Source organism: Salinibacter altiplanensis (assembly GCF_002894645.1).
Taxonomy (GTDB): domain Bacteria; phylum Bacteroidota; class Rhodothermia; order Rhodothermales; family Salinibacteraceae; genus Salinibacter; species Salinibacter altiplanensis.
The window spans coordinates 66,076-88,847 of the sequence record NZ_NCQY01000002.1 but is presented as its reverse complement, the minus strand read 5'-3'; the positions used below and the strand labels follow the sequence as shown (position 1 = coordinate 88,847).

15 protein-coding genes are annotated in these 22,772 nt (G+C 64.7%); 4 read left to right on the top strand and 11 right to left on the bottom strand.

The genetic code is table 11. From position 1 onward, the window contains the following. Window positions 1-857 (top strand): methyl-accepting chemotaxis protein (locus tag B7R93_RS15590; RefSeq protein ID WP_232797861.1); only part of this gene is annotated, 857 nt, incomplete at its 5' end. 211 nt (window positions 858-1,068) lie between these two features. Here B7R93_RS15590 and B7R93_RS00490 read toward each other — a convergent pair. The 3 genes from B7R93_RS00490 to B7R93_RS00480 form a co-directional block, all read right to left on the bottom strand. After that, entirely contained in the window at window positions 1,069-2,196 is a 1,128-nt protein-coding gene (locus tag B7R93_RS00490) for a mechanosensitive ion channel family protein (RefSeq protein WP_103018898.1), read from the bottom strand. 54 nt (window positions 2,197-2,250) lie between these two features. After that, window positions 2,251-5,811 carry a chromosome segregation protein SMC gene (gene smc, locus B7R93_RS00485; RefSeq protein ID WP_103018897.1) on the bottom strand — a complete coding sequence of 1,187 codons (3,561 nt, stop codon included), beginning with the start codon at window positions 5,809-5,811 and terminating at the stop codon, window positions 2,251-2,253. Window positions 5,812-6,093: 282 nt separating this feature from the next. Further along, window positions 6,094-6,738, bottom strand: coding sequence for a porin family protein (locus B7R93_RS00480; protein ID WP_103018896.1), 645 nt, complete (start codon window positions 6,736-6,738; stop codon window positions 6,094-6,096). Window positions 6,739-7,327: 589 nt separating this feature from the next. On the opposite strand from B7R93_RS00480, the gene ligA reads away from it, so the two are divergent. Then, a complete protein-coding gene (gene ligA, locus B7R93_RS00475) occupies window positions 7,328-9,400 on the top strand; it encodes an NAD-dependent DNA ligase LigA (RefSeq protein ID WP_103018895.1) in 2,073 nt (690 codons plus the stop codon). Between the two features lie 332 nt (window positions 9,401-9,732). On the opposite strand, the gene B7R93_RS00470 is transcribed toward ligA, so the two are convergent. The 6 genes from B7R93_RS00470 to rsmB all read right to left on the bottom strand — a co-directional run bounded on the left by B7R93_RS00470 (window position 9,733) and on the right by rsmB (window position 17,756). Next, window positions 9,733-11,352: a PepSY-associated TM helix domain-containing protein gene (locus B7R93_RS00470; RefSeq protein ID WP_103018894.1), complete on the bottom strand. Its 1,620-nt coding sequence runs from the start codon at window positions 11,350-11,352 to the stop codon at window positions 9,733-9,735. 12 nt (window positions 11,353-11,364) lie between these two features. Continuing rightward, a complete protein-coding gene (locus B7R93_RS00465; RefSeq protein WP_103018893.1) occupies window positions 11,365-11,646 on the bottom strand; it encodes a hypothetical protein in 282 nt (93 codons plus the stop codon). A gap of 34 nt (window positions 11,647-11,680) precedes the next feature. Then, window positions 11,681-11,989, bottom strand: coding sequence for a hypothetical protein (locus B7R93_RS00460; protein WP_103018892.1), 309 nt, complete (start codon window positions 11,987-11,989; stop codon window positions 11,681-11,683). Between the two features lie 225 nt (window positions 11,990-12,214). Further along, a complete protein-coding gene (locus tag B7R93_RS00455; protein ID WP_198598546.1) occupies window positions 12,215-14,551 on the bottom strand; it encodes a TonB-dependent receptor in 2,337 nt (778 codons plus the stop codon). A gap of 609 nt (window positions 14,552-15,160) precedes the next feature. Beyond that, complete coding sequence (locus B7R93_RS00450) at window positions 15,161-16,357, bottom strand: PorV/PorQ family protein (protein ID WP_198598545.1); 1,197 nt, start codon at window positions 16,355-16,357, stop codon at window positions 15,161-15,163. A gap of 52 nt (window positions 16,358-16,409) precedes the next feature. Continuing rightward, window positions 16,410-17,756, bottom strand: coding sequence for a 16S rRNA (cytosine(967)-C(5))-methyltransferase RsmB (rsmB, locus tag B7R93_RS00445; protein ID WP_103018890.1), 1,347 nt, complete (start codon window positions 17,754-17,756; stop codon window positions 16,410-16,412). A gap of 422 nt (window positions 17,757-18,178) precedes the next feature. On the opposite strand from rsmB, the gene B7R93_RS00440 reads away from it, so the two are divergent. Beyond that, complete coding sequence (locus B7R93_RS00440) at window positions 18,179-18,670, top strand: hypothetical protein (RefSeq protein ID WP_103018889.1); 492 nt, start codon at window positions 18,179-18,181, stop codon at window positions 18,668-18,670. 20 nt (window positions 18,671-18,690) lie between these two features. On the opposite strand, the gene B7R93_RS00435 is transcribed toward B7R93_RS00440, so the two are convergent. After that, entirely contained in the window at window positions 18,691-19,503 is an 813-nt protein-coding gene (locus tag B7R93_RS00435; protein ID WP_103018888.1) for an HNH endonuclease family protein, read from the bottom strand. A gap of 44 nt (window positions 19,504-19,547) precedes the next feature. Beyond that, window positions 19,548-20,930, bottom strand: coding sequence for an AAA family ATPase (locus tag B7R93_RS00430; protein ID WP_103018887.1), 1,383 nt, complete (start codon window positions 20,928-20,930; stop codon window positions 19,548-19,550). 189 nt (window positions 20,931-21,119) lie between these two features. Here B7R93_RS00430 and B7R93_RS00425 point away from each other — a divergent pair, with 189 nt between their 5' ends. Then, window positions 21,120-22,742: a tetratricopeptide repeat protein gene (locus B7R93_RS00425; RefSeq protein WP_232797859.1), complete on the top strand. Its 1,623-nt coding sequence runs from the start codon at window positions 21,120-21,122 to the stop codon at window positions 22,740-22,742. Window positions 22,743-22,772: the final 30 nt, after the last annotated feature.

Here is a 22,772-nt window from a genome sequence, read left to right as displayed (position 1 = left end):
CCCAGGCCGAGGAGGTGGCCGCCGCCGTCGAGGAGCTGAACCAGACGATCAACGGCAACGCCCGCAGCGTTCAGAAGACCGCCGAGGTGGCCCAGGCCGGTGGGGAGACCGCCCGGCGCGGGAGCGAAACGGTCCGGGAGGCCACCAACCAGATGGAGGGCATTGCCTCCGCCATCGAAAACACCACCGACACCATCGAGCGCCTCGGCGCCTACGGGGAGGAGATCGGGCAAGTTGTCGACCGCATCGACGAGATCGCCGACCAGACCAACCTCCTGGCCCTCAACGCCGCGATCGAGGCGGCCCGGGCTGGGGAAGAGGGAAAGGGCTTTGCAGTCGTCGCTGAGGAGGTACGCGAGCTCGCGGAGGAGGCCGACGCGGCCACCGACGAGATTGGAGGAATCATGGACAAGGTGCGGCAGGAGATTGACGGCGCGGTCGGCACCGCGCGCCAGAGCAGCCAGCGGGCGGAGACGGGACTCGAGTTGGCCGAAGAGGCCGGGGAGGCAATCGAGGAGATCGTCACGGCCATCTCGAAGGTCGAGGAGCGAGCCGACGAGATTGCGGCGGCCTCCGAGCAGCAGTCCACCACCAGCGAGGAGATTGCCCGGTCGGTCGAGTCGATCTCGACGGCGGCCCGGGAGTCGGCGGCCGGCGTGACGCAGGTGTCCGACACCGCCGGGCGGCTGGAAGAGCTCAGCGGGGAGCTGGAGGAGACGGTGCGGCAATTTGCGATCGAAACGGAGGGGAAGGCAGCCGCCCCGCCCGCGGAACCGCTCGCCGGAGGGGCCCCTGCTGACGACGTTGGGGGCGACATCGGGGGCGACGGATACAACCCCGGCTCTTCTTCGACGTGAGACGCGGCCAATAGGTGCACGTCACAAACAACCATGGTCTTTCTCTCGGGGACGCCTGGTACGTCCGCACGCAGGGCCCCTGAGAGGAGCGACGCAGTGTGATCTTGAAGACGTTGGCGCCAGCGGTCCCTCTGGGAGACGCAATCTTGCCCCCAGCATTTTGTACGCGGGAGCGAGCGTCGATTCGAGCAGCGAATGGGTTCTCCCTTGATCACATGGGCCCCTGGGCATCACCGTCGTTGTCCAGGCGTTCGCCGTCTTTCGAGGTCTCGAGCCGGGTCCGCAGCGTCGGCAGGGCGTCGGGGTAGTGCTCGCGAATGTAGGCCACGAGCTTCTCGCGGATCTCGCACCGCAGGGTCCAGAGCGTGGGGGCGTCCTTGGCACTCGCGGTGGCCCGGAGCGTGACGGTTCGCTCCGAGGCATCCGTCATCTGGAGCCCCACCACATCATGGTCCCAATGCTCGGAGGCCTCCACGATGCACCGAAGTTCCGCCCGGAGGTCGTCGATCGGCACCGTGTAGTCGAGGTAGAGAAAAACCGTTCCAATGAGGTCCGTTGAGGTACGGGTCCAGTTTTGGAAGGGCTGCTCCAGAAAGTGCGTGATGGGGAGGACGATGCGTCGCCGGTCCCACACCTGCACCACGACGTACGTGAGCGTAATCTCCTCGACCCACCCGAACTCTCCTTCTACGATCACTGCGTCGTCGACCCGAATGGGCTGGGTAAGTGCAATTTGGATGCCCGCAATGAGGTCGCCGAGCGTGCGCTGGGCCGCGACGCCAACAACGATACCGGCGATGCCCGCCGACGCCAGGATGCCGGTCCCGAGTTCGCGAAACGGCTCGTACTGCATGAGCACGAGGCCGGCCGCGACGATGGTGATGACCGTCGCGGCAATTCGGCGGAGGATGCGCGTTTGGGTGACGATTTTGCGGCCCTGCAGGTTGTCCGGTGTGTCCGTTTCGTACCGCACCGAGACGGCCTCCTCCACGGCGTACAGCATCGCCAGCAGCATCCAGGCTCCCCCCACGACGACAAGTGCCTGCAGCGCGTTGCCGAGCACCGTCCGGGCCACGCCGGGAAGCGATGCGCGAACCGTGGGCAGCGCCAAGTAGACACACAGCACAGGCGCCAGGATGCGCAGTGGCGCGCGGGTCCGCCGAAGAAGCGCCCCCCGCAGCGGTGCCGCCCACTCCAGATCGCCCATCAGGGCCCGAAGGCTACGGTGCACGACGGCGTAGCCAAGCCCTCCCAGCCCGGCGGCGCCCGCCAGAATCAACACCGCGTCGAGCCCGGTGCGGCGCAACACATCTAGCAGGTCGGTGAGCAGCGCGTCCATCGTACTTGGGTTCTTGGGATCCCAGCGTGCACGATGCGTCCCGGCGCCCCGGTTCTAGCCGGTCAGCTCCGCGGCCTCGTCGAACTCCACCCCTACGAGCTTCGACACGCCCTGCTCCTCCATCGTGACCCCGTACATGCGGTCTGACAGGTCCATCGTGCGCTGGTTGTGGGTCACGAGCACGAACTGGGTGTCGCCCTCAAATCGGCGAACGAGACTCATGAAGCGCTCCACGTTGGCGTCGTCGAGAGGCGCGTCCACCTCGTCGAGGACGCAGAAGGGGCTCGGCTTCACGAGGTAGATGGAGAAGAGCAGCGCGGTGGCCGTCAGGGCCTTCTCACCACTGGACAACTGGTCGAGCGTGACGGGCCGTTTGCCCCGCGGCTTGGCCACGATCTCGATGGCCGAATCGATGGGGTCGTCCGGCTCTGCCAGCTGGAGCTCCGCCGAAGCGCCCTTTCCAAACAGCTCGGTGAAGAGGGTTCCGAAGCTTTCCCTGATCTCCTCGAAGGTTTCCATGAAGCGCTCCGAGGCCTTCGCATTGATCTCCTGGATGGTGTCGAGGAGCGTGTCCTCCGCCTCCTCCAGGTCCGTCTTTTGCTCCTGGAGAAAATCGAGGCGTTCTTTTTCCTCTTCGTATTCCTCCAGCGCGAGGGGGTTGACGTCGCCGAGGGCGTTGATCGTTCCCCGCAGGCTCTTCACCTCGGATTGTGCCTCCGCCTCGTCGAATGCCTCGGGCACCGACGCCGGATCGTCCGCCAGGTCACGGTCGAAGTCCGTCTTCATGCTGTCGAGCAGGTCTTGAGTGCGGGTCTCCACCTTCGTAAGCGCCACGGCCGCTTCGTTTTTTTGCTCCAGGGCGGCCTCCCGCTCCTGCCGAATCGAGCGGAGGCGGGACTCCACCTCGTCGATCTGTGCCTTCGTCTCCTGAAGGGCCTCCTCGGCCGCCTCCACGGACTGGTCCCGGGCCTTCCGCTCCTCGCGGAGGGCCTCGATCTGTTCATCGAGCTCCGTCTGCTCGTCGAGGGCCTCCTCGATGGTGGCCGTCAGGTTCTCAAGCGTTGCTGTTCGCTCGCCGGTTTGCCGGTCGATCTCGTCGATCTGGTCGCGGGCCCGCTCCAGGTCCTGCTCCAGGTTGTCGACGCGGTTTCGGGCCTCCACGGCCGCCACCTGTGCCTCACTAAAGGCGTCGACGGCCGTCCGCTCACGGTCCTCCGCCTCGGTGAGCGCCTCTTCCGCCTCGGCGCGTTCCTGGCGCCGGCGCCGCATCGCTTCCTCGGCGGCCTCTGCCGTCTGTCGGAGATCGTGGACGCGATCCTCGTGCTCGGCACGCTCTGCCTCAATCTCGTCGAGGCGTTTCTGGAGCTCAGCACACCGCTCTTTCGTGGAGGTTCGCTCGTAGCGGAGCCGTTCGAGGCGCTGCTCGGCGTCGGCGAGGGTCGCCTCGGCCTCCTCCACCGCAGATTCGTGGGCCGCCAGGGTGATCGTGCCGAGGGCAGCCTTCGCCTCCGCCACGGCTGCCTCCTGCTCGTCGACGGCCGCCTGCAGGTCGGCATGCTGGTCGCGGGCACGGGCCAGCTGTTCGCGGCGCCCAAGGCGGCTCGCGGCCGGCGACACATCGTCCTGCTGGCTTCCTCCACGAAGGACGCCCGTGGAGTCGACCCACTCGCCCGTGCGGGCAAAGATCCGAACCGTTCGGGGCTCTTCCTGAAAGCCATCGGCGAGCGCCTCGGCCTCCTCCAGCGTGTCGACGAGGTAGCAATCGTGCAGCAGCGTGTCGGCCAGGGCCGTGTACGCCGGGTCCGTCGTGCGGACGGCCGTCCGCAGGGGCACTGTGCCGTCGGGCGCCGACGGGGACGGCGGCGAGTCGGGGAGCCGGTCGAGCACAAGGAAGGACGTTTGTCCCTTGCTGGCCTCGCGTAGGCGGTCGACGGCAGCCCAGGCGTCCTGGGCGGTGGACACGACCACGCAGGACGCGAAGTCCCCCAGCGCGGCATCGAGCGCCACGCGCACGTCGTCGTCGCACCCGAGCACATCGGCTACGGTATAGAGGTCGTCGAAGAGGCCCTCGGCGGCCAGGAACTGAACGGCGTCCGAAAACTCGTCGTAGCTGCCCACGAGGCCCTCCAGGAGCTCCACCTCCGCCTCGGCCGCGTCGCGGCGGCGCTTCCGCTCTCGAAGCTCTTCTCGAGCATCCTCCAGCGCTGCTTGGCGCGTGTCCCGCTCCGTGGTGGCCTCCGCCAGGGCCGAACGCGCCTCTTCGAGCGTTTGCTCGGCGGCAGTACGTTCGGCCTCGGCCTCCTCGATGCGCGCGTCGAACGCCTCGACCTTCTCCGCCAGGTCATCGTACTGAGTGCGGGCACGAGTCCGCTCATCCTCCAGCAGCTCTTGTCGATTCGTCCGCTGGTCGAGCGCCCGGCGCTGCTCAGCGTGCTCGTCTTCCGCGGCCTCTGCCTTTTCCCGGTGCCGCCGAACATCTTCTCGTAGTTCGTTTGCGGCCGCCTTCGCCGCGTCCCGCTCGTCACGAGCCTCCTCGAGGGTCGCCTCCGCCTCGTCGAGGGCCGGACGCGCCTGCTCCAAAGCACTTTCCAGGCGCTGAACCTCACCGGTAAGTTCAGTGCGCCGCTGGCGGGCCTCCTCCTGGGCCTGCTGGGCCTCCTCCCGGTCGTCACGGGCGCGGGTCAGGCGCTCCCGCTGCAGGCGCTGCTCCGCCTCCAGCTCCCGGACGCGCGCCCGGTGCTCCTGCAAGGCCTCGCGGCGTTCTTGGAGGGTGTCTTCTCGCTCCGACAGGGTCTCTCGGAGGTCCTCAAGGCGAGCCTCCGTCGCCCGCTCGTCCTCGGCCAGGGCCTCGGCGCGGTCGGCGTGCTCTGTCTCCTGTGCTGCCAACTCATCCTGCCGCTCCGTCAGGCGGTCGTACTCCACCTGTGTGAGCAGAAGCTCCAGGCGCCGCAGCTCCGTTTCGGCCTCCTGGTACCGCTGGGCCGTCTCCGCCTGGGCCTCCAGGCGCTCGACCTGCGTGCTCACCTCGTCGGTCAGGTCGCGGATGCGCTCTAGGTCCGACTGCGTGCCTTCCAGCTTGCGGAGGGCCTGCCGCCGACGCATCTTGTAGCGCGTGATGCCGGCCGCCTCCTCAAACATGCGGCGGCGGTCCTCGGTGGAGCCGGACACCAGCTCGTCGACCATCTTGAGCTCGATCACCGAGTAGGCATCGGCCGCCATGCCGGTGTCCATGAACAGATCCGTGATGTCCTTGAGGCGGCACGTGGTTCCGTTCATCAGGTATTCGGACGTGCCGTCGCGGAAGAGGCGACGGCCGATGGTCACCTCGGCATACTCCGTGGGCAGCACCCCGTCGGTGTTTTCGATCGTCAGCTCCACCTCCGCCATGCCCAGCGGACGCCGGTCGGCCGTGCCGTTAAAGATCAGGTTTTCCATCTTCTCCGACCGGAGCACGGTGGGACGCTGCTCACCAATCACCCACCGGATGGCGTCAACGATGTTCGACTTTCCACACCCGTTCGGCCCAACAATGGTCGTCACGCCGGGATCGAACGTAAGTGTGGTCTCGTCCGCAAAGCTCTTGAAGCCCTGCATTTCGAGTTTGGTGAGGTACATGTGCCGGGGACGTCGTCGAAAACAAACATCGACCCCACGGCGAGACAAGGCTTGGCGTGCAGTTCGCCGTGGGAGGGCCGCAGCCGGTGGACAAAGAGGGCTGCGGGGCAGATTGGTCCAAGAAAAGAGGCCAACTGCCGTTTTGCAAACAAATCGCCGCCTTCGATTCCTTCGTGCAGCGTGGGCTAAGGCCCAACTGGGTCCCACCTACGCCGAAGGCTCTGTTATTGACTTCACTTGAAGTGCGCTCCTAAGGACGGCGTCTCGACGGGCGGCCCGGCCCTAAAACCCGAGGCGGACCACCAGGGACCACGCCCGCGTCTCTGCCTCTTCGGGAAAGGGCGCATCGGAGAACTGTTGGTCTATTCCTCCCTGGGCCACGTCTCGCAGGCCCCACACCCGGCGCACCGTCAGGTTGAGCCGGCGGGCCCCAATCGGCACGGTGGCCCCGACGCCCGCAATGCCCCCGGCGTCCAGACGGCGGTAGAACGACTGCCCTGTGTCGAACGAAACGCTCACGTCACCGTCTCCCGGCGTCTGCCGCTCGAAAATCTTGACGGCCCCAAATCCGCCGGCCTCCCCGTGCAGCGCGATTGATTGTATGGTGGGCGTCTGCAGATGCAGCAGGAGGGGCAGCTTGAGGTACCCGACCTCATAGTCAATGGCCCCACCCCGATCGGAGTCGACCCGCCCCCCGTTCTGACTCAGTAGCAACTCGGCCTGCACCGACACAGGACCGTACAGGCGCTGGCGCGCCACAAAGCCCCCACCCCCGGCAAAATAACTACTCAGGTCGGACGCGGGCGACTGCAGCGTGACGCGATTCACACCGAGTGTGAGGCCGTACTGGCGGGAATCCTGGCCCTGACTCGGGGAGGTGCTCGCAAGCAGTCCCACGAGAACCAGCCCCCAGAAAACAGAACGCATACAAGCATTGGGACCGAAACGGCCCGAACTGTACAACAACGCGCGAACCGCTCCTCCAAACAAGCGGTCTGCCCGAGGGATCCTGGCTGTGCGGCGGGCCTTTCTCCTCCAGCCCCCGGCGGCCGACCTTCCAGCTCCCGCTCTTGCCTCCGCATCTCCTCGATAATCCGATCTTTTTTCAACGGGCCCTCGCTCCCGCCTGGGTACATTTCAAATGCTTACTCCACCAGGGCAACCCTTCGAGACAGCCCCTCTTCTCGCATCCCTCAGCGTGTCTTCGTCCACAACAGTTCCGGCCTCGTCTCTCGTCCTCATCGCGTCCCGACCGTGTCCCCAATCGTCTGCCCCTCCCCCCTCGCCCACCGTCGGCGGGAGTACGACGGTGGGCCGCGTGGAAACGGCAGACGAAGTTCAACACAGGAGTCCGCGTCGGGGCCGCATCGGACAAATCCGTGACGACGCGTAATTACGGCGCGCGGCCCGAACGTCCGTCCCCCCAATCGAATTCAAAAGAGACTGCTGGCAGAAACAGACGGCTCCCCCTGGCACTCACTCCCTCTTCCTTTCGCACCCCCTCCGACGAGCATAGATGCCCGACGTAGACACGACTCCCTCCATCAACCTGGACGCGATTGACGCCGAAGAGGCCGCCACGGACGCCGCCGAGCGGCTCCGCGAGGCGCTCCGGTACCACAACTACCGCTACTACGTCCTCGACGCCCCGGTCGTCTCCGACGCCGAATACGACCGTCTCTTCCGGCAGCTACAGGAGCTGGAGACCGAATTCCCCGAGATTGAGACGCCCGACTCCCCGACCCATCAGGTGGGCAGCGTCGTGCGGGACGAACTGGGAACGGTGACCCACCCCGCGCCCATGCTCAGCCTGAAGGCCGTCTACGAAGAGGAGGAGGTTTACAATTTTGACGAGACGTGCCGCGAGGAGCTCGGCCGCGACACAGTCACGTACACCGCCGAGCCCAAGTTCGACGGGCTGGCCGTGGAGCTGACCTACGAGGACGGGCGGCTCGTGCAGGGCGCCACCCGCGGCGACGGCGAGACGGGCGAGGAAATCACGGCCAACGTCAAGACCATCAAGGGCGTCCCCCTCCGCCTCCGTGAGGAGGAGCGGCCCGTTCCCGACCGGCTCGTGGTGCGGGGCGAGGCGTACATGCGGAAGGACGAGTTCAACGCCTTCAACCGGCGGCGCGAGGAGGCGGGCAAAAAGGTGTTCGCCAACCCGCGCAACGCCGCCGCCGGCTCGCTCCGCCAGCTCGACTCCACCATCACGGCGCGGCGGCCGCTCCGCATCTTCTTCTACGAGATCGCCCCCGTCGACGGGCGCCCCTTCGCGACGCACGCCGCGGTGCTGAAGGCCCTGCCGGAATGGGGCCTGCGTGTCTGCGAAGACCACATCCGGCGCTGCGACGGGGTTGAGGAGGCGCTCGCCCACTACAAGGACGTCGTCGACGTGCGGGACGACCTGCCGTACGAGATCGACGGCCTCGTCGTCAAGGTGAACGACTTTGCGGGACACGAGACGCTGGGCGTGCGCGACCGGGACCCGCGCTGGGCCGCGGCCTACAAGTTTCCGCCGCGCCGCGCCACCACGTCGATCGAGGACCTCTTCGTGCAGGTGGGGCGTACCGGACGCATCACTCCTGTCGCCGTGCTGGCCCCCGTGGAGGTGGCCGGCGTGGAGGTGACCCGCGCCTCGCTCCACAACCAGAACGAGATCGACCGCAAAGACATCCGGATCGGCGACACCGCGCTCATCGAGCGGGCCGGCGACGTGATCCCGCAGGTCGTAAAGGTGATCGAGGACGAGCGCGACGGCACCGAGGCCTCCTACCACATCCCGGACACGTGCCCCGTCTGCGGCGCCGAGGTGGTCCTCAGCGACGACAAGAAGCAGGCGTTCTGCACGGGCGGCATGGCGTGCGAGGCCCAGCTCCGCGAGCGGCTGACACACTACGCCTCCCGCACAGCCACCGACATCGAGGGGCTGGGCGACAAGCGCGCCGAGCAGCTCATCGACGCGGGCCTCATTCAGGACATTGCGGACCTCTACGACATCGAGAAGGGCGACCTGCTGGCCCTGGAGCGCTACGCCGATAAGTCCGCTCAGAACCTGCTCGACGAGATCGAGGCGAGCCTGGAGCAGGACCTCGACCGCTTCCTCTACGCCCTCGGCATCCCCCTCGTGGGGTCGGCCACGGCGCGGCTTCTCGCGCAGCACTTCGCGACGCTCGACGCCCTGATGACCGCCGACGAAGAGCCCCTCACAGAGATCGACGACATTGGCCCGGAGGTGGCCCAGAGCATCGCCACATTTTTCGCGGACGAGGACAACCGGGTCGTCATCGACGAGATTCGGGCCGCGGGCCTCATGCTGGCCAACCCCTACGCCGAGGACGAAGCGCCGCTGGAGGGCCTTACGTTCGTCTTTACCGGACGTCTGGACGAGTGGACACGCAGCGAGGTGCAGCGGTTCGTGGAGCAGCACGGGGCGAACGCCACCTCCAGCGTCAGCGGCAACACCGACTACGTGGTGGCGGGGCCAGGCGCCGGCAGCAAGCGGGACGCGGCCGAGGAACTCGGCGTGCCGGTGCTGGACGAAGACGCCTTCCACAAACTGCTCCGGGAGCGGGGGCTTGGGGAATGAGGGCCACGGACACCGGGCCCTCGTGTCCTCCTTCGACAGACCGCCCGGCCGTGCCGCGCGCAACGTGCACGTGTTCAGTACCGAATGTGTAGTGTGTCAGGCAGGTCGATATCCGCAGTGAGTCGCCCCTGTTCGGCACATGCACGGAGCCCCTGGGCAGCGTCCCGGCCTCTACGGGATTGCACACCAGAGATTGCGCCCCTGACAGAGCTACAGGTCATGGGAGACCGACACAACGTTTGAGAGTCCCCGGTCCACACCGATCATCGGGACCTGCGACAAGAGAGGATGCAGCTCCCTCGTTAATTGGGTGCGCGCGATCTCATTTTCGATCATTCCGGGGCGACCGAGACAAGAACGGGCTCCACGGCAGGATCCGACCCCGAATCAGAAGCGGAGGACGGCGGAGAAGCGTTGTTCGGGGAGGCGTCCACGGTCAGGAGGGCAGCCGTGCCGAGTGCCCCGAGGCCACACCCGATGGCCCCGAGGTCAACCCCCAGTACGGCCCACTGCCCCGCCGCCCAGGCCGCCCACGGCCATGCGCCCGTCGTTGCGCCGTTGGCAACAGGGACGAGCATGGCCAGTCCCCCTCCGATCACGAGCAGCGACCGGTGGGTACGGGCCACATTGCGACGGCAGAGGGCGTAGACGATCGCCACCGCCCAGCCCCCGAAGAAGAACAGGTCTCCCCACCAGTTCGGATCGGGGACGCCCCCCGACATCCCCCGATCCGCGAGAAACAGCAGGGCGACGGCGGGCAGGAAGCCCGTGGCCCCGCCCGCCGTGAGCCGGGCCAGCATTTGGTTGACGGTTCGGTGTTCCGTGTCCCGCACCTCCAACCACGTGAGGTTGCCCGTAAGGATGACGGCACACGAGGCAACCGCCAGCAGAAAGAAGAGAATCTTGAGGGCCGTGCCTCCGAACCTCGCAAAGTGCAGTGTCTCCGTGCTCTGCACTGACTCGTTAAACAGGTTGGCCTCGGCCGGCGGCTTCCGCAATAGCTCCTCCCCGGTGGCCCCGTGAAAAATGACGGAGCCGGTCCCTCCAAAGACGGCGCCGTGCCGGTACCCAATGACTTCAACGCGGCTGTTGGGGTGCCCCATGTCATGGACGACCATCTTCTCCGGATCGAAGTCGGGCCATGCGCCCTCAGCCCGAGCGGCAAACCGCTGAAGGGAAGGTCGGTCCGCCGAGGCGGAGGCCACGGAATCAACCTGGACCGCGGGCGCATAGTATCCGGCTTCGCGCAAATAGTCTGTCGAGTCGCCGTCGAACAGAAACACGACGTACGGCAGGGCCGCAATTCCCAACAGCCCAAGGTAGGCTCCCGTGAACACGTACATCGTCTGGAAGGGGAGCCCGATGGTGCCTAGGACCTTGTGGGCATCGGCCCAGGCCACCCGCAGCGTCTTGCCGGGCCGAAACTGAAAGAAATCCTTGACGATGCGGTCGAGGTGCATCGCCGTTCCCGTGACCACGGCCAACAGCCCAAACACACCGAGGAGGCCCGCGAGGTAGACCCCCCATCGTCCCAGCTGGTAGAAGAAGTGCAGGTAGTACAACGTCTGTGTGATGGCCCCCTCTTCGGGCGTGCGCACCCACTTTCCCGTCGTCGAGTTGACCCACACGTTGGGCGTGGCATTCATGCCCTCCCCGGTTGCCTTCACGTGCAAATTGTCGTCTCTCCCCTCCGGCAGACCTATCCGGAGACGTGAGGGGGACGCTCCCTCTTGGCTCAGGGAGTCTAAAATGGGATGGACCATCGCGTCGAGCGAGATGCGTTCCCCCGGCTGCGCCCGCAGCTTCGGTTCTTCCCACTTCCGGATCTCACCGCGGAAGAGAACAAGCGCCCCGGTCGCAAAAATCACGAAGAGGGCCAGTCCAATCGCAATCCCCGTGACGGAATGGGCGTCCCAAGAAAGTTTGTAGGCACGAGGGGGAAGCGTCGACACGGCAGAGGGAAGTTATGCAATGAACTGAGCATAGAGGACGGCACCGGCCAGAAGCCCAATGGCGGCCCCCAGCACGAGCCAGGCCCGCACGACCGTTTGTGAGAGCACAGCGTAGTAGATGCCCCCTACCCACACCGGAAAGCCGCCCAACAAACCGAGAACCAGGGCCACATCCTGCGCGACAGGGACGCTGGTGGCACAGAACGAACAGAAGGCGATGTACAGCACAGTGCCGAGAAGCAGTCCCGCTCCTGCCTTTCCCCAGGCCTCGGCGGTCGACCAGTCGTATTTCATAGATGGAGTGTTGCGGGTCCAAAACAAAAACGCGTCACAGGAAGAGGCCGAGAAGAGCGCCTCCGAACGCCAGAAAACCGGTGGTCGGGACAAAGCGATCAACGAGCGGCCCAGCAATCACAAGCAGGGAGCCGGACGCCATGCCCGTTGATAGCCAGATGAGAATGCCTGTCTCTACGGATCCTGCCCCTGTAGAGCCCCCGAGTCCCATCACCAGAGCGACCACGCCGCCGAGACGACTCCACTTCGCGGTTCCCAGCATGGGAGCTGCACCGGTCGTCGGGGAGGCGGCGTAGAGGAGCGCTACGCCCAGGTATGTTAGTCCAAGCGCTGCAACAAGCATAAAGCGAGGCACCTCTGCTTTGGGGCTAACGAGTCTCAACAGCGGAGCACACCGCCACGATTGTACTTCTGCACGAAGCGCCCCCGCCATCGCAAAAGCGATCGGCTCTCCCCCGCACGCATCGTCAATGACGGCTCGGGGACGACCGGGACCCGCCAGTTGAGAGATTGCTCAGGATCTCAAACCTCGAGGGCTGCCACGTAACCTCCGCCCAAAACGTATGGGTTAAAACTTGTAGGTTACGTTCGTCGTCACGCTGCGCGGCGCCTGCGGATTGATCGTCGTCCACCCCTTGTAGTAGGTCTTGTCCGTCAGGTTATCGAGCTTCAGATCCACCCGGTACCGACGGGTCTCGTACGAGATCGATGCATCAAACACAACGTAGGACGACAGTGTGAACCGCCCCGTGCTCTCCTTATTCAGAACAGCATTCTCGCTGGCGTAGTTGACCCCACCCCCGATCCCAAGTCCATCAAGTGGGCCGCTGGACAACCGGTAGTGTGCCCAGCCGTTCACGAGATGCTCGGGGCCGGCCTCTTCCGGCCGACGCCCCTCCACATTTTGTTCAGTCTTTTCGTTCTTGCTGTGATTATAGCTGTATCCCGCAATCAGCTGAAGGCCCTCTACGGGAGCAGCCGTCGCGCTTAGCTCGACACCGCGGCTGCGCACCTCACCGTCCTGGATGCTCGCATCGGGGCTATCCGGGTCCGGTCGCACCTTGTTCGACACGGTGATGTCGTAGTAGCTGATCGTTGTTTCGACCCGGTCCTCGAAGAGACTCGCCTTCACGCCCGTCTCCCACTGGTTCGCCCGCTCCGGTTCGAACGTCTGCGTCTGTCCGTTCTGCGTTTGAGGCTCGACGTTTTGGAAGCCATTCATGTAATTCCCGAAGACCGAGAGCCGGTCGGGAAGCGGCTGCACGACGACGCCGAACTTGGGCGACAGGGTGGTCTGGGTATAGTCGTCTTCGTCCGTGGACGTGTCGCCCCCCTGGTCGAAGTGATCGAGCCGAAGGCTTGCCATTACGGACAACTCCGGGATGATGTGCACGATATCTGACGCGTAGGCACTGTACCGGGCCTGCTTGGTCGTCTTGTCGTTCCGATTGGCATCCTTGAGCGCAGCGTCAACGTCTGACTTTGAGAAGTCACCGGGTGTGGACGTGGGGACTGCTACCTGTCCAACGGGTTTAAATTCGGTGTTTTCGTTGGACACTCGATTCCGGAAGTATTCGAGTCCCGCAACCATCTTGTTTTCCGTATCGAACAGGGAAATGTCTCCGAGCAGGTTCTGCTGAACGTCAATTCCAGTCGTGGTTTGATCCTGATCGTTGACGAACCGAGTAAACGTATTTTCGGAGCGCCGGCCATCCCATAGGTATGAATAATAGCCCTCCGAGGAAGCCGAGCTGAACGAAGCTGCTGTCTGTGTCTCCCACTGCTCGCTAAGTTTGTATTGCATCTGAGTCTGGACCCCAAACGTCGGGGTGCGTATCGTGACGGCGTCGTCGGTGAAGGAGTGCTGCGGATCGTACCCGAGCTCCTCGACCGTCGTGGCCTCAAGCGGCACCGCTCGATTCATGAACAGCATGGTCGGGTTGGTCTGCTCCGAGGTGTAGAGCTCGCTACTGACGAGCACGGACAGATCCTTGGTCGGCTTGTACGACAGCGAGGGGGCCAGGAAAAAGGACCGTCGAAAACCGGCATCCTGGAAGCTGTCCTCATCGTGAAAGCTCCCGTTGATCCGAAGGGCGAGATCGTCACTGACCGGCGCATTGACATCCGCCGTCACTCGATTCATGTTCATCGAGTTGAGACCAAAGCTTTTCGTTTTGTACGAGACCTCCCCATTCAAGGAGGAGTGCCGGGGCTTCTTGGTCGCTACGTTGATGAGTCCCCCGTAGGAGATAAGGCTACTGCCGTACAGCGTACTGGATGGGCCCTTGATAATCTCGACCCGTTCGATGTTGGAGGGATCCGGGGACCCACTCGTGAGAGCAGGAAGCCCGTTTTTCATCGTCGGCTGAACGGAAAACCCGCGAATCGAATAACTCCCCGCACCGTCGCCCCCGCGGCCGGTAGCCTCCCACAGCTTGAAAATACCGGGCGCGTTCGTCATCACGTCCTCGAAACTCGTCGCCACTTGATCGTCGAGGAGCGTCGACGGGACGGAGTTGTACACCTGCGGGTTGTCGATATCGTCCAGTGGCATCTTGGCCACGTACTGGCTTGAGGACGGGGTGTAGGAGGTACGCTCTCCTCCCTCAATCACAATCTCCTCCAACGTCTGTGTTGACTCCTCCAGCGTAATCGGGGACACCGACGTGCGCGCACCGGCCTTCACCATGATGTCGCGCTGTTTTGTTTCGAGTCCCACGTAGGACACGACGAGCGTGTAGGAGTCCGCCGGCACATTTTTAATGACATAGCCTCCCTCCTCGGTCGTCGTGGTGCCGAGAGACGTCCCCCGAAGCGCCACGTTTACCCCAGGAGCAGGTGCCTCGTCCATCGTCTGCACGACGCCTTCAATGGTTCCTGTCGATTTTTGGGCGTGTGCCTGCATAGAGAGGCCGCTGATCAGACCAGCAGAAATCAAAACAGCACCAACGATCCGAACACGACACCAGAACGACGAAAGAGACTGCATCGGCAGAAAAGAGAGTCCGTGAGAAGAGCAAAGTCGCGCGAGAGGGGAAAGCGTCAGGGAGGCAATCTTTGTTTATTTAGATTGATTATATCATGAGAGCGCCAATACGCTAGCGGGTAAGTTCGGCTTTTTCAAGGGGCTTCGTCCCTTTGGCCCGTGAAGATGGGGTGGAAAGAAACAGGCAATGCGGTGGGAAAGGCGCGCCGACTTTTTCGGTCCGCTGCCTGCGTTACCGCCAGTTCCGGAGTAGACAACCGTCGATCAACAAAGTGCTCGGTGTGTTGGGTACGGCAACCGCTTTTTCCCACTAACCTGATGGGGGAGACCTCGAACGATGAGGCACCAGGGGGGCAATTTTTCAGCACCCGTAGCAGAACACATTGCCTTCGGTCACATGGAGTGATGGCACGGGAGTAGCGGCTTCCACTGCCGCCCCCATTCAACGGATCAGGACGTTCCCCCGTGAACCAGTCCCTTTCGAGGGCCACCGAACCGGATACTCATTTGTCGGCCGGCCCGACGCCGTCACTCTTCCCCCGGCCGCTCCAGGCCGGGCTGTTCGAGGCGAAGCTGGGCCGAGATGCGGTACGAGTAGCCCAGGTCGTCCGCCACGAGCCCCGCGAAGTCGCCGAAGCTGAAGTCGACGGACACCTGCTCCAGGTCGAGCCCGGCGCCGACGGAGGGGGTGAGGTCCATCCCACTGGGGGTGCCCACCTGAAGGCGCTGCACGCCGCCCCGCAGCTCCACCACGCCGGCGTAGCGAAAGGCCATTCCCAGCCGTGGCCGAACCGACACGTCGCCGACGTTGGGCACAAAGGCCCGCCGCCCGTCCACCGCCACGTCCACATCGAGCCCCACGGTGAGCGTGTGCCCGTCGCCCACCGGCCACACGGCCCCGGAGCCGAGCCGCGCCACCGGCAGGACGAGCGCTGTCCCCCCCTGCGGAATGCGCTGATCGAACACGGCCTGGTAACGCGCCGCGTTGCCTTCGATGAGGGTTCCGTTCTCGTTCAGGCACGCGTCGAAGGGCTGTTCGTCGACCGGGTTGACGCAGTTGACCTCAAAAGCCGAGGGGGTGATGCTCCAGCTCTGCAGCATGGTCGTCACGTCACGGATCACGGCGCCCACCCGGTAGGGACCGGCCCGGTAGCGGGCCGCCACGTCCATGCTGTAGCCCCAGGCGTTGGCGAAGTCGCCGATGGAGCGGTGGATTCCCTTAAAGTTGACGCCCACCGCGAGGCGGTCGCTCACCGCGCGGCTGTAGTGAACGAACAGCGCCCAGTCAGCCGCCGAGAAGCGCGTGATGCGGCTCTCGTAGTCAGGGAGCGGCCGGCCCCGGTCCGGGTTCCAGGCCGCGAGCGTATTCACGATGTCGTTCACCCCGCTCCGAAAGACCGACACGCCGACTGTGGAGCGGGCCGTCACCGGCATCGCGACGCCGCCGTAGTCGAACGACACGGCCCCGGCGAAGCGCTCCACGTGCATGTAGCTGACCTCCGGGTAGGCCAGGCCCTGCAGGCCGGCCGGGTTCCAGTACCCCGCGCTCACCTCGTTGGCCAGCCCCACGTACGCTCCCCCCATTCCGAGGGCCCGTGCGTCCACGCCGCCCGCCAGAAACTCCGCCCCATACTTGGCGATGCGCTGCCCGCGCACAGGCCCGGCCCCAAGGGCCACGAGCAGCAACAGACCCAGTGCTGATCGCCCGAGCCATTGTGCAGGCATGGGGGAGCGTGCACATGTGGGGAGAGGTCAAAACGAAACCGCCAGGCCGTACCTAGGCCTCGTCTCGGCGCAGCCGGGCCGCAAAGGCACCGTCCATGCGGTGGCGGTGGGGAAAGGTCGCGAGGAAGCCCGCATCCGAAATCATCTCGTCTGGCACCTGGTCATCCGCGGGCTCGACCGTGAACTCGTCGTGGCGGGCCAGGAAGGCCTCGACGCGCCGTTTATTTTCTTCGGGTTCGGTGGTGCAGGTGCTATAGACCAGCAGGCCGCCGGGCCGCACGAGCTGGGCCGCCGCGTTGAGGAGCTCGTCCTGCAGCTCCGCCATCTCCTCCAGGTCCTCCATCGACCGGCGCCACCGCAGGCCGGCCCGCTTCGCCAGCACCCCCATTCCCGTGCACGGCACGTCCAACAGGACCCGATCACCCTGCGGCGGATCCGGCTGGGCGGCCCATGTGCGCAGGTCGGCGGTCTCCACCTCGGTCATCTCGGACACACCCTGGGCCGACGCTGCCTCTTCGACCCGCTCCAGGCGCTGCTCGTCGCGGTCGACCGCGTAGATCGTGCCCGTGCCCTCCATCCGGGCCGCCGCGTGCATCGCCTTGCCACCCGGTGCGGCGCAGCCATCGATCAGCGTCTCGCCGGGCTGGGGGTCGAGCAGGTGCACCACGAGGCCGGCGCTCTCGTCCTGCACCGCGACCTGCCCGTCGTCGAGCAGGTCGCCCTCGATGAGGGCCTGGAGGCGCTTCAGGCGCAGATGCCGGTCGAGGTATGGCGAGTCCACGTTCACTACGTCGTGCGTGTCGAGCCAGTCCGCCACCTCGGCCTTGCTCGTGCGCAGCGGGTTGATGCGCACGCTGTACATGGGGCGCCGGTTGTTGGCCCGGAGCAGCTCGGTCGTCTCGTCGAGCCCAAAGCGGTCCAGCCAGCGCTGCACCATCCAGGTCGGATGCGAGTAGCGAAGGGCCAGGTCCTCTGCGTCCCCGCCCGTATCGGGGGTAGGAATGTACTCGCGGTCGCGGTCGATGGTGCGCAGGACGCCGTTGACGAGGTTGCCCGCGCCGGGCCGAAGCGCCTTCTTGGCAAGCTCCACGTACTCGTCGACCGCCGCGTGGGTGGGAGTGGACTGGAACAACAGCTCGTAAAGCCCAAGCCGCAGAATCTCCTGGAGCCGGTGCTCCATCGAGTCGTAGTCGCCGTGGTACGCTTCGCCCAGCACAAAGTCGAGCCACCGGCGCTGCCGCGTGACCCCCGCCACCAGCTCGCGGGCCTGCCGACGCGTGCGGGCCTCGGCGTCTTCAATCGTCAGCTTGTCGACGAAGGCGTCGTCGCTCCGCACCCGCTCAAGGTGGTCAAGGGCATGCACGCGGGCAGGCGAAACGGTATCGATCGTGACGTCCATAGACGGTCGGAGGCTCTAAGGGGAATGGCAGTGCGTACGTCTTACGCACAACCCCGGCGGCCGTTTTCCAGGGGCACGGATGGTGGCTTGCTTCTCCTCTCCTCGACCCGTTCTCGCCCCGTCGGACTGCGGCGCGCTCGTCGGTGCGTCGGGAAGTTCGTGGCAGATGGCCCTGCTGATCAGAATCTCGCCCACCACAGTGCCCACTTCTTCCGCCCAGTCCCCGCCCCGATCGGAGGCTTCGATGCGTACAGGGGATCCCGCGTGGCGAACCCCGAAAGACCGCAGCGATATCAGTTAAATAGGATAGTCCATCGTTTGCAAGACGTATCTTGGCCGTCGAAAATCCCGCGGGGACCAAGGGGAAGCGGTCCGAGCCTGCCCTGCGGATACACGGTGCTCGTTCTTCTGTTCTTCCGCTGATGCGCCACCTCCGCCGCAAGTTGACGCTGCGCGCCCACGGCGAACAGATCGTGCTCGTCAAGCGCAAGCAGGAGCGCATCGAGCACGTCTGGATGAAGGCGTTCCTGTGGGCGCTGTATCTGCCCGACTACCCCGACCTGGACGTGGAGGTCAACGTGGACGACAAGTACAAGCCCGACGTGGTGGCGGTGGACCGGCGGCGGGGCCGGCCGCAGTTCTGGGGCGAGGCCGGGGCCGTGGGGCCGGACAAGACTGAGCACCTCGTGACCGCCTACCCCGACACCCACCTCGCCTTCAGCAAGTGGGATCGGTCCCTGGACGCAGTGCAGGACCCCGTGGAGCGCGCCGTCCGCACGACCGATCGGACGGCCCCGATCGACCTCTTCCGGGTTCCTCCGGACGGGGCCGAGCGGTTCGTAGATGCGAAGGGACGGATTGCTGTCTCCTGCGACGAGCTGACCTGGATGCGCATAGGGAGCACCGGGGCGTGACGGTGACATCCACCGGACCCTTATTCTTCTGGAATCTGGGCCTCAACCTTCTCGAGGGCATCGCAAAGCATCGAGGCAAATGGCCTATCGTCGCGCTGCGCGTCTTGTCGCTTCTGTTCCATCAGTCTTCGGAGCACCTGTCGAGCTTCCGTCTCTTTTTCGGAGGTAAGGTTTCCACTCTCCACCATTCGAAGGAGCACGCGAATTTCTTTGAATGCGGTGGCGAGATAGTCCCTGCGCACCTCCATCAACGCTTCCCGATTAAGTCGTAGTGCCTCGATCGTTCGCCGTCCTCGTGTGGACCCGTCTTTCGCAAACGCGACCGCCTTCCGGAATCCGATGTGCGCCTCCGGATCCTCTCGTCCGGGATGTAAAAACACGGGCTCCTCATCCTCGATCTCGTCGCGGTGTGACTGAGCCCGATCTTCTGGATTGCGGAGCGGAAACAGATTGTTTTTGTGACGGCGGTTGCAGAGGGGACAGCAGAGAAACAGGTTCGTCCACTCGTAGGCCAGCCAGTAGTAGCCCGGTCGCCGAAGGGCCTCTTCCGAATGCTGTCTGTGTCCGGATTTTGGGCGAAAGTGCTCCACGTCCCCGTACGCCACGTGCGTAACTTTCGACTCGCAGAAGCTGCATTTCCGGTGCTGCGCTTCAATGAGCGCCGACTTTACAGACTCGTGGCCGTAGATGCTGTCGTCGAACTCGAACGACCGCTCCCCGGATTGATAAGCCTCCGGATCATGGGCGTAGGACACCGAATGGGCCCGCCGCTCGTCCACGCCATCCGTTTCAAGAATCTCCGGAGGTGAGTCGCGTTTTTCGATCTGAATCATGAGATGCGCTAAACCTGCTCGAAGACCAACGCCACCGACAGCCGTCACGAGATGGTTTCCCCCTCCTTTTCGAGTCGATTCGCGACATCCTTGATGAAGTCCATCGCCTCTCGCTGTTCTTTCGTTTCTCCGGAGGGTAGATCGCCAATTTCCTCCTCGATCTCGTCCAGTCGTTTCTCGTCCTCCTCGGTCAGTTCGGACGACGAGAGAATCTCCTGACGCTCCTCCAGGAGACCGTCCAGTTGCGGCGGACGGGCGCTTTCCAATCCGTAAAGGTCACTGGTGAGAATCTGATCCACCCGCAGATTGCCGACTGGCTCCATGTCGTTGTGAATTTCGACGTAGTCGTCGCCGTCCTCCACCTCGACCCGCCTCATAAGAGCAATGTTGGCATCCTGCGCCGCCTGCACCACGAGCGGACTGTGGGCCGTGACGATGAACTGCGTGTTCGGAAAGCGGTCCGAGAGGAAGTCGATGATCTTCCGCTGCCATTTCGGGTGGAGATGCAGGTCAATCTCGTCGACCAGACAGACCGCGGGCTCTGCGAGCGGATTGGCGCTCTCTGGATAGTGCTCAAACAGACGACAGGCCAGATCTACGACCCACGCAATCATCGTGCGGTAGCCGAGACTGAGTTGGTCGATGGTGACCCAGCCGTACAGCGTGTGGAATTCGACGCGTGGGGGGGATGTATCACCTTCTTGCTTTGCGAAGCGCAGATCATCTACGTCCGGAAGAATACCAGACTCTGGATTGGCCAAGACCCCTTCGATCTGCTCTAACCTGCGTTTCGCTTTTGGCTTTTCGCTCTTGGCAGCGTGATCCGTTCGGAGCAACCATTCTTCCACGTTCGGTAATTTAGCTGCCTCCTCTCTGAGATTACCAATTGCCGTACTTTCTTCCTTCTCGTAATGGACTCGTTTGTCCATCCTCCGTGTAGCCCCATACCCTCGGCACTGAAATCCTCTGGTTTCTTGGGAGCTTGGAATATTTCCATCAACGAACTGAAACCCAGCCTCTCTCTTCGATCTGCTCTTTCTGAATTTGAAGTTTTCGGACTCGCGGTTTCTTTGCACTTTCCTTGGGAGAGCTCTCCCTAAGACATACTCTCCACCAACCAGTGCATCTCTGTCACCAGCCCTGACTTCCCGAAAGAAGTCTATTCCGGTGAAGAACAAGTTCTCAAGCTGACCTGAAGACTCCACATCCCCATATTTTTCGAAGGCAGTCGCGATTCCCCCAAGCGCCTCCAATAGTGTAGTTTTCCCCGTCCCATTATTCCCAAGCAACACCGTCCATTGCGCGGGACGCCCCTCCTCGTCTGTCAGATCGAGCGTCTGCTCCGGGCCGAAGCACCGCACGTTCTCCAGGGTGAGGGACAAAAAGTAGGCCGGCGGGAGGTCTTCGGGGAACGAATCCTCACTCATGGTAACACCTCTGCAAATGCTCGTATCTGCGGGAAATTTTCAACATAGAGACCCTGGCAGACGATCCCGGTCCGGCTTCAGAACTTGGCCTGTATACTCTCAGCCCCCATTCTCGTCTCTCTTCGAACCTTTCGGAAAACAAGAGGTTGGGGCTGACGACATCCCTTTTACCACGCCCCGTTCAGCGCCATGCGTCGCCTCGCCCACAGTGCCACCCTCCTCGTCGTCCTCGGCCTCCTCGCCGCTCCCGTCTTCGCCCAACCGACCGAGTACGGCACCACCGAGTTCGAGAACTCCGGGGCCGAGGCGGCCCAGAAGCCGTTCCTCCGCGGCCTGCTGATGCTGCACAGCTTCGAGTACGACGACGCCCGCGCCGCCTTCCAGGAAGCACAGGCGGTCGATCCCGACTTCGCGATGGCCCACTGGGGCGAGGCCATGACGTACAACCACCCGGTGTGGATGGAGCAGGACCGCGAGGCTGCGCTGGCGGCGCTGCGCGACCTGGCCCCGACGCTGGAGGCGCGCCTCGACGCGGCCCCGACCGAGCGGGCAAGGGCGTACCTCCGCACACTCCACGTCCTCTACGGCGCCGGGGACGAGAATCCCAAGAGCAAGGAGGCCCGCGACGACGCCTACGAAACGGCGATGGCGACGCTCGCCGAGCAGTACCCCGACGATCTCGACGCCCAGGCCTTTCACGCCCTGTCCATCCTGGGCACGGCCCACGAGGGGCGCGACTTTGCCACGTACATGCGCGCCGCATCGATCGTGGAGGAGGTCTTCGACGCAAACCCACAGCATCCCGGGGCGGCCCACTACCTGATCCATGCCTACGACGACCCGGTGCACGCCCCGCTCGGCCTGCGCCCGGCCCGCGTGTACGCCGACATCGCCCCGGCGGCGCCCCACGCCCTCCACATGCCGTCGCACATCTTCTTCGCCCTCGGGCAGTGGACGCGCGGCGCCTCGTCGAACGTCGACTCCTACCGGGCCGCCAAGGAAAAGAGCACTGCGGCCAATGAGGGGCTGAGCGGGGGCGGATTTCATGCCCTGCACTGGCTCCACTACGCGCGTCTCCAGCAGGGGCGCCACGAGGACGCCCGGTCCGTCCTCAAGACGACCCAATCCCACGCGACGGACTCAAGGGTCCAGACCGGCTATGCTGACTACATGCGGTGGTACATGCCCGTCGCCTACGTCGTGGAGACGGAACACTGGGGCCAATACGACGCCCTCGCGGACGCGATGGACGTGGACGCTTCCACCCTTGACGCCCGCGGCACCGTCACGCTGCATGCGGGCCGGGGCCTCGCCGCTGCACAGGAGGGGAGCCTCTCCGCCGCCCGGGCCGCCCTGGAAGACGCCCGGTCGGCCCTGGGCGACGACCCGTCGGCAGCGCTCCGAATTCAGGTGCTCGAACTGGAGGGCCTGATCGCACTGAAGGACGGCGACGGCAAAGAGGCCCTTGCACGCCTGGAGGAGGCCACGGCCCTCGAAACGGACCGCCCGCTGAACTTTGGCCCGCCCTTTCCCGCGAAGCCCGCCCCCGAGCTGTACGGCGAGGCGCTCCTCGCTCTCGACCGGCCGGCCGACGCCCTGACGCAGTTCGAAACCACGCTGGGGCGCTACCCGGACCGGGCCCGCTCGCTCTGGGGCAAGGCGCGTGCCGCTGCCCAGGCCGGCGAGCCCGCGAGGGCCGACGCAGCCCGGTCGGCCCTCGCCTCACAGTGGGACGACGCCGACGCCTCCGTCCGCCGCCAGCTGCAATCACTCGCCGGCACGGCCGACACAGAAGCGGCGCAGTCCAAGTAGCCACGGTGCTCGCCCGATACAACTCCCCCG

Excerpts from the sequence above, each read along its gene's own strand:
- B7R93_RS00490 (WP_103018898.1), bottom strand. The coding sequence starts at position 2,196 with ATGGACGCGCTGCTCACCGACCTGCTAGATGTGTTGCGCCGCACCGGG.
- smc (WP_103018897.1), bottom strand. The coding sequence starts at position 5,811 with ATGTACCTCACCAAACTCGAAATGCAGGGCTTCAAGAGCTTTGCGGAC.
- B7R93_RS00480 (WP_103018896.1), bottom strand. The coding sequence starts at position 6,738 with ATGCGTTCTGTTTTCTGGGGGCTGGTTCTCGTGGGACTGCTTGCGAGC.
- ligA (WP_103018895.1), top strand. The coding sequence starts at position 7,328 with ATGCCCGACGTAGACACGACTCCCTCCATCAACCTGGACGCGATTGAC.
- B7R93_RS00465 (WP_103018893.1), bottom strand. The coding sequence starts at position 11,646 with ATGAAATACGACTGGTCGACCGCCGAGGCCTGGGGAAAGGCAGGAGCG.
- B7R93_RS00460 (WP_103018892.1), bottom strand. The coding sequence starts at position 11,989 with ATGCTTGTTGCAGCGCTTGGACTAACATACCTGGGCGTAGCGCTCCTC.
- B7R93_RS00455 (WP_198598546.1), bottom strand. The coding sequence starts at position 14,551 with ATGCAGGCACACGCCCAAAAATCGACAGGAACCATTGAAGGCGTCGTG.
- B7R93_RS00450 (WP_198598545.1), bottom strand. The coding sequence starts at position 16,357 with ATGCCTGCACAATGGCTCGGGCGATCAGCACTGGGTCTGTTGCTGCTC.
- rsmB (WP_103018890.1), bottom strand. The coding sequence starts at position 17,756 with ATGGACGTCACGATCGATACCGTTTCGCCTGCCCGCGTGCATGCCCTT.
- B7R93_RS00440 (WP_103018889.1), top strand. The coding sequence starts at position 18,179 with ATGCGCCACCTCCGCCGCAAGTTGACGCTGCGCGCCCACGGCGAACAG.
- B7R93_RS00435 (WP_103018888.1), bottom strand. The coding sequence starts at position 19,503 with ATGATTCAGATCGAAAAACGCGACTCACCTCCGGAGATTCTTGAAACG.
- B7R93_RS00430 (WP_103018887.1), bottom strand. The coding sequence starts at position 20,930 with ATGAGTGAGGATTCGTTCCCCGAAGACCTCCCGCCGGCCTACTTTTTG.
- B7R93_RS00425 (WP_232797859.1), top strand. The coding sequence starts at position 21,120 with ATGCGTCGCCTCGCCCACAGTGCCACCCTCCTCGTCGTCCTCGGCCTC.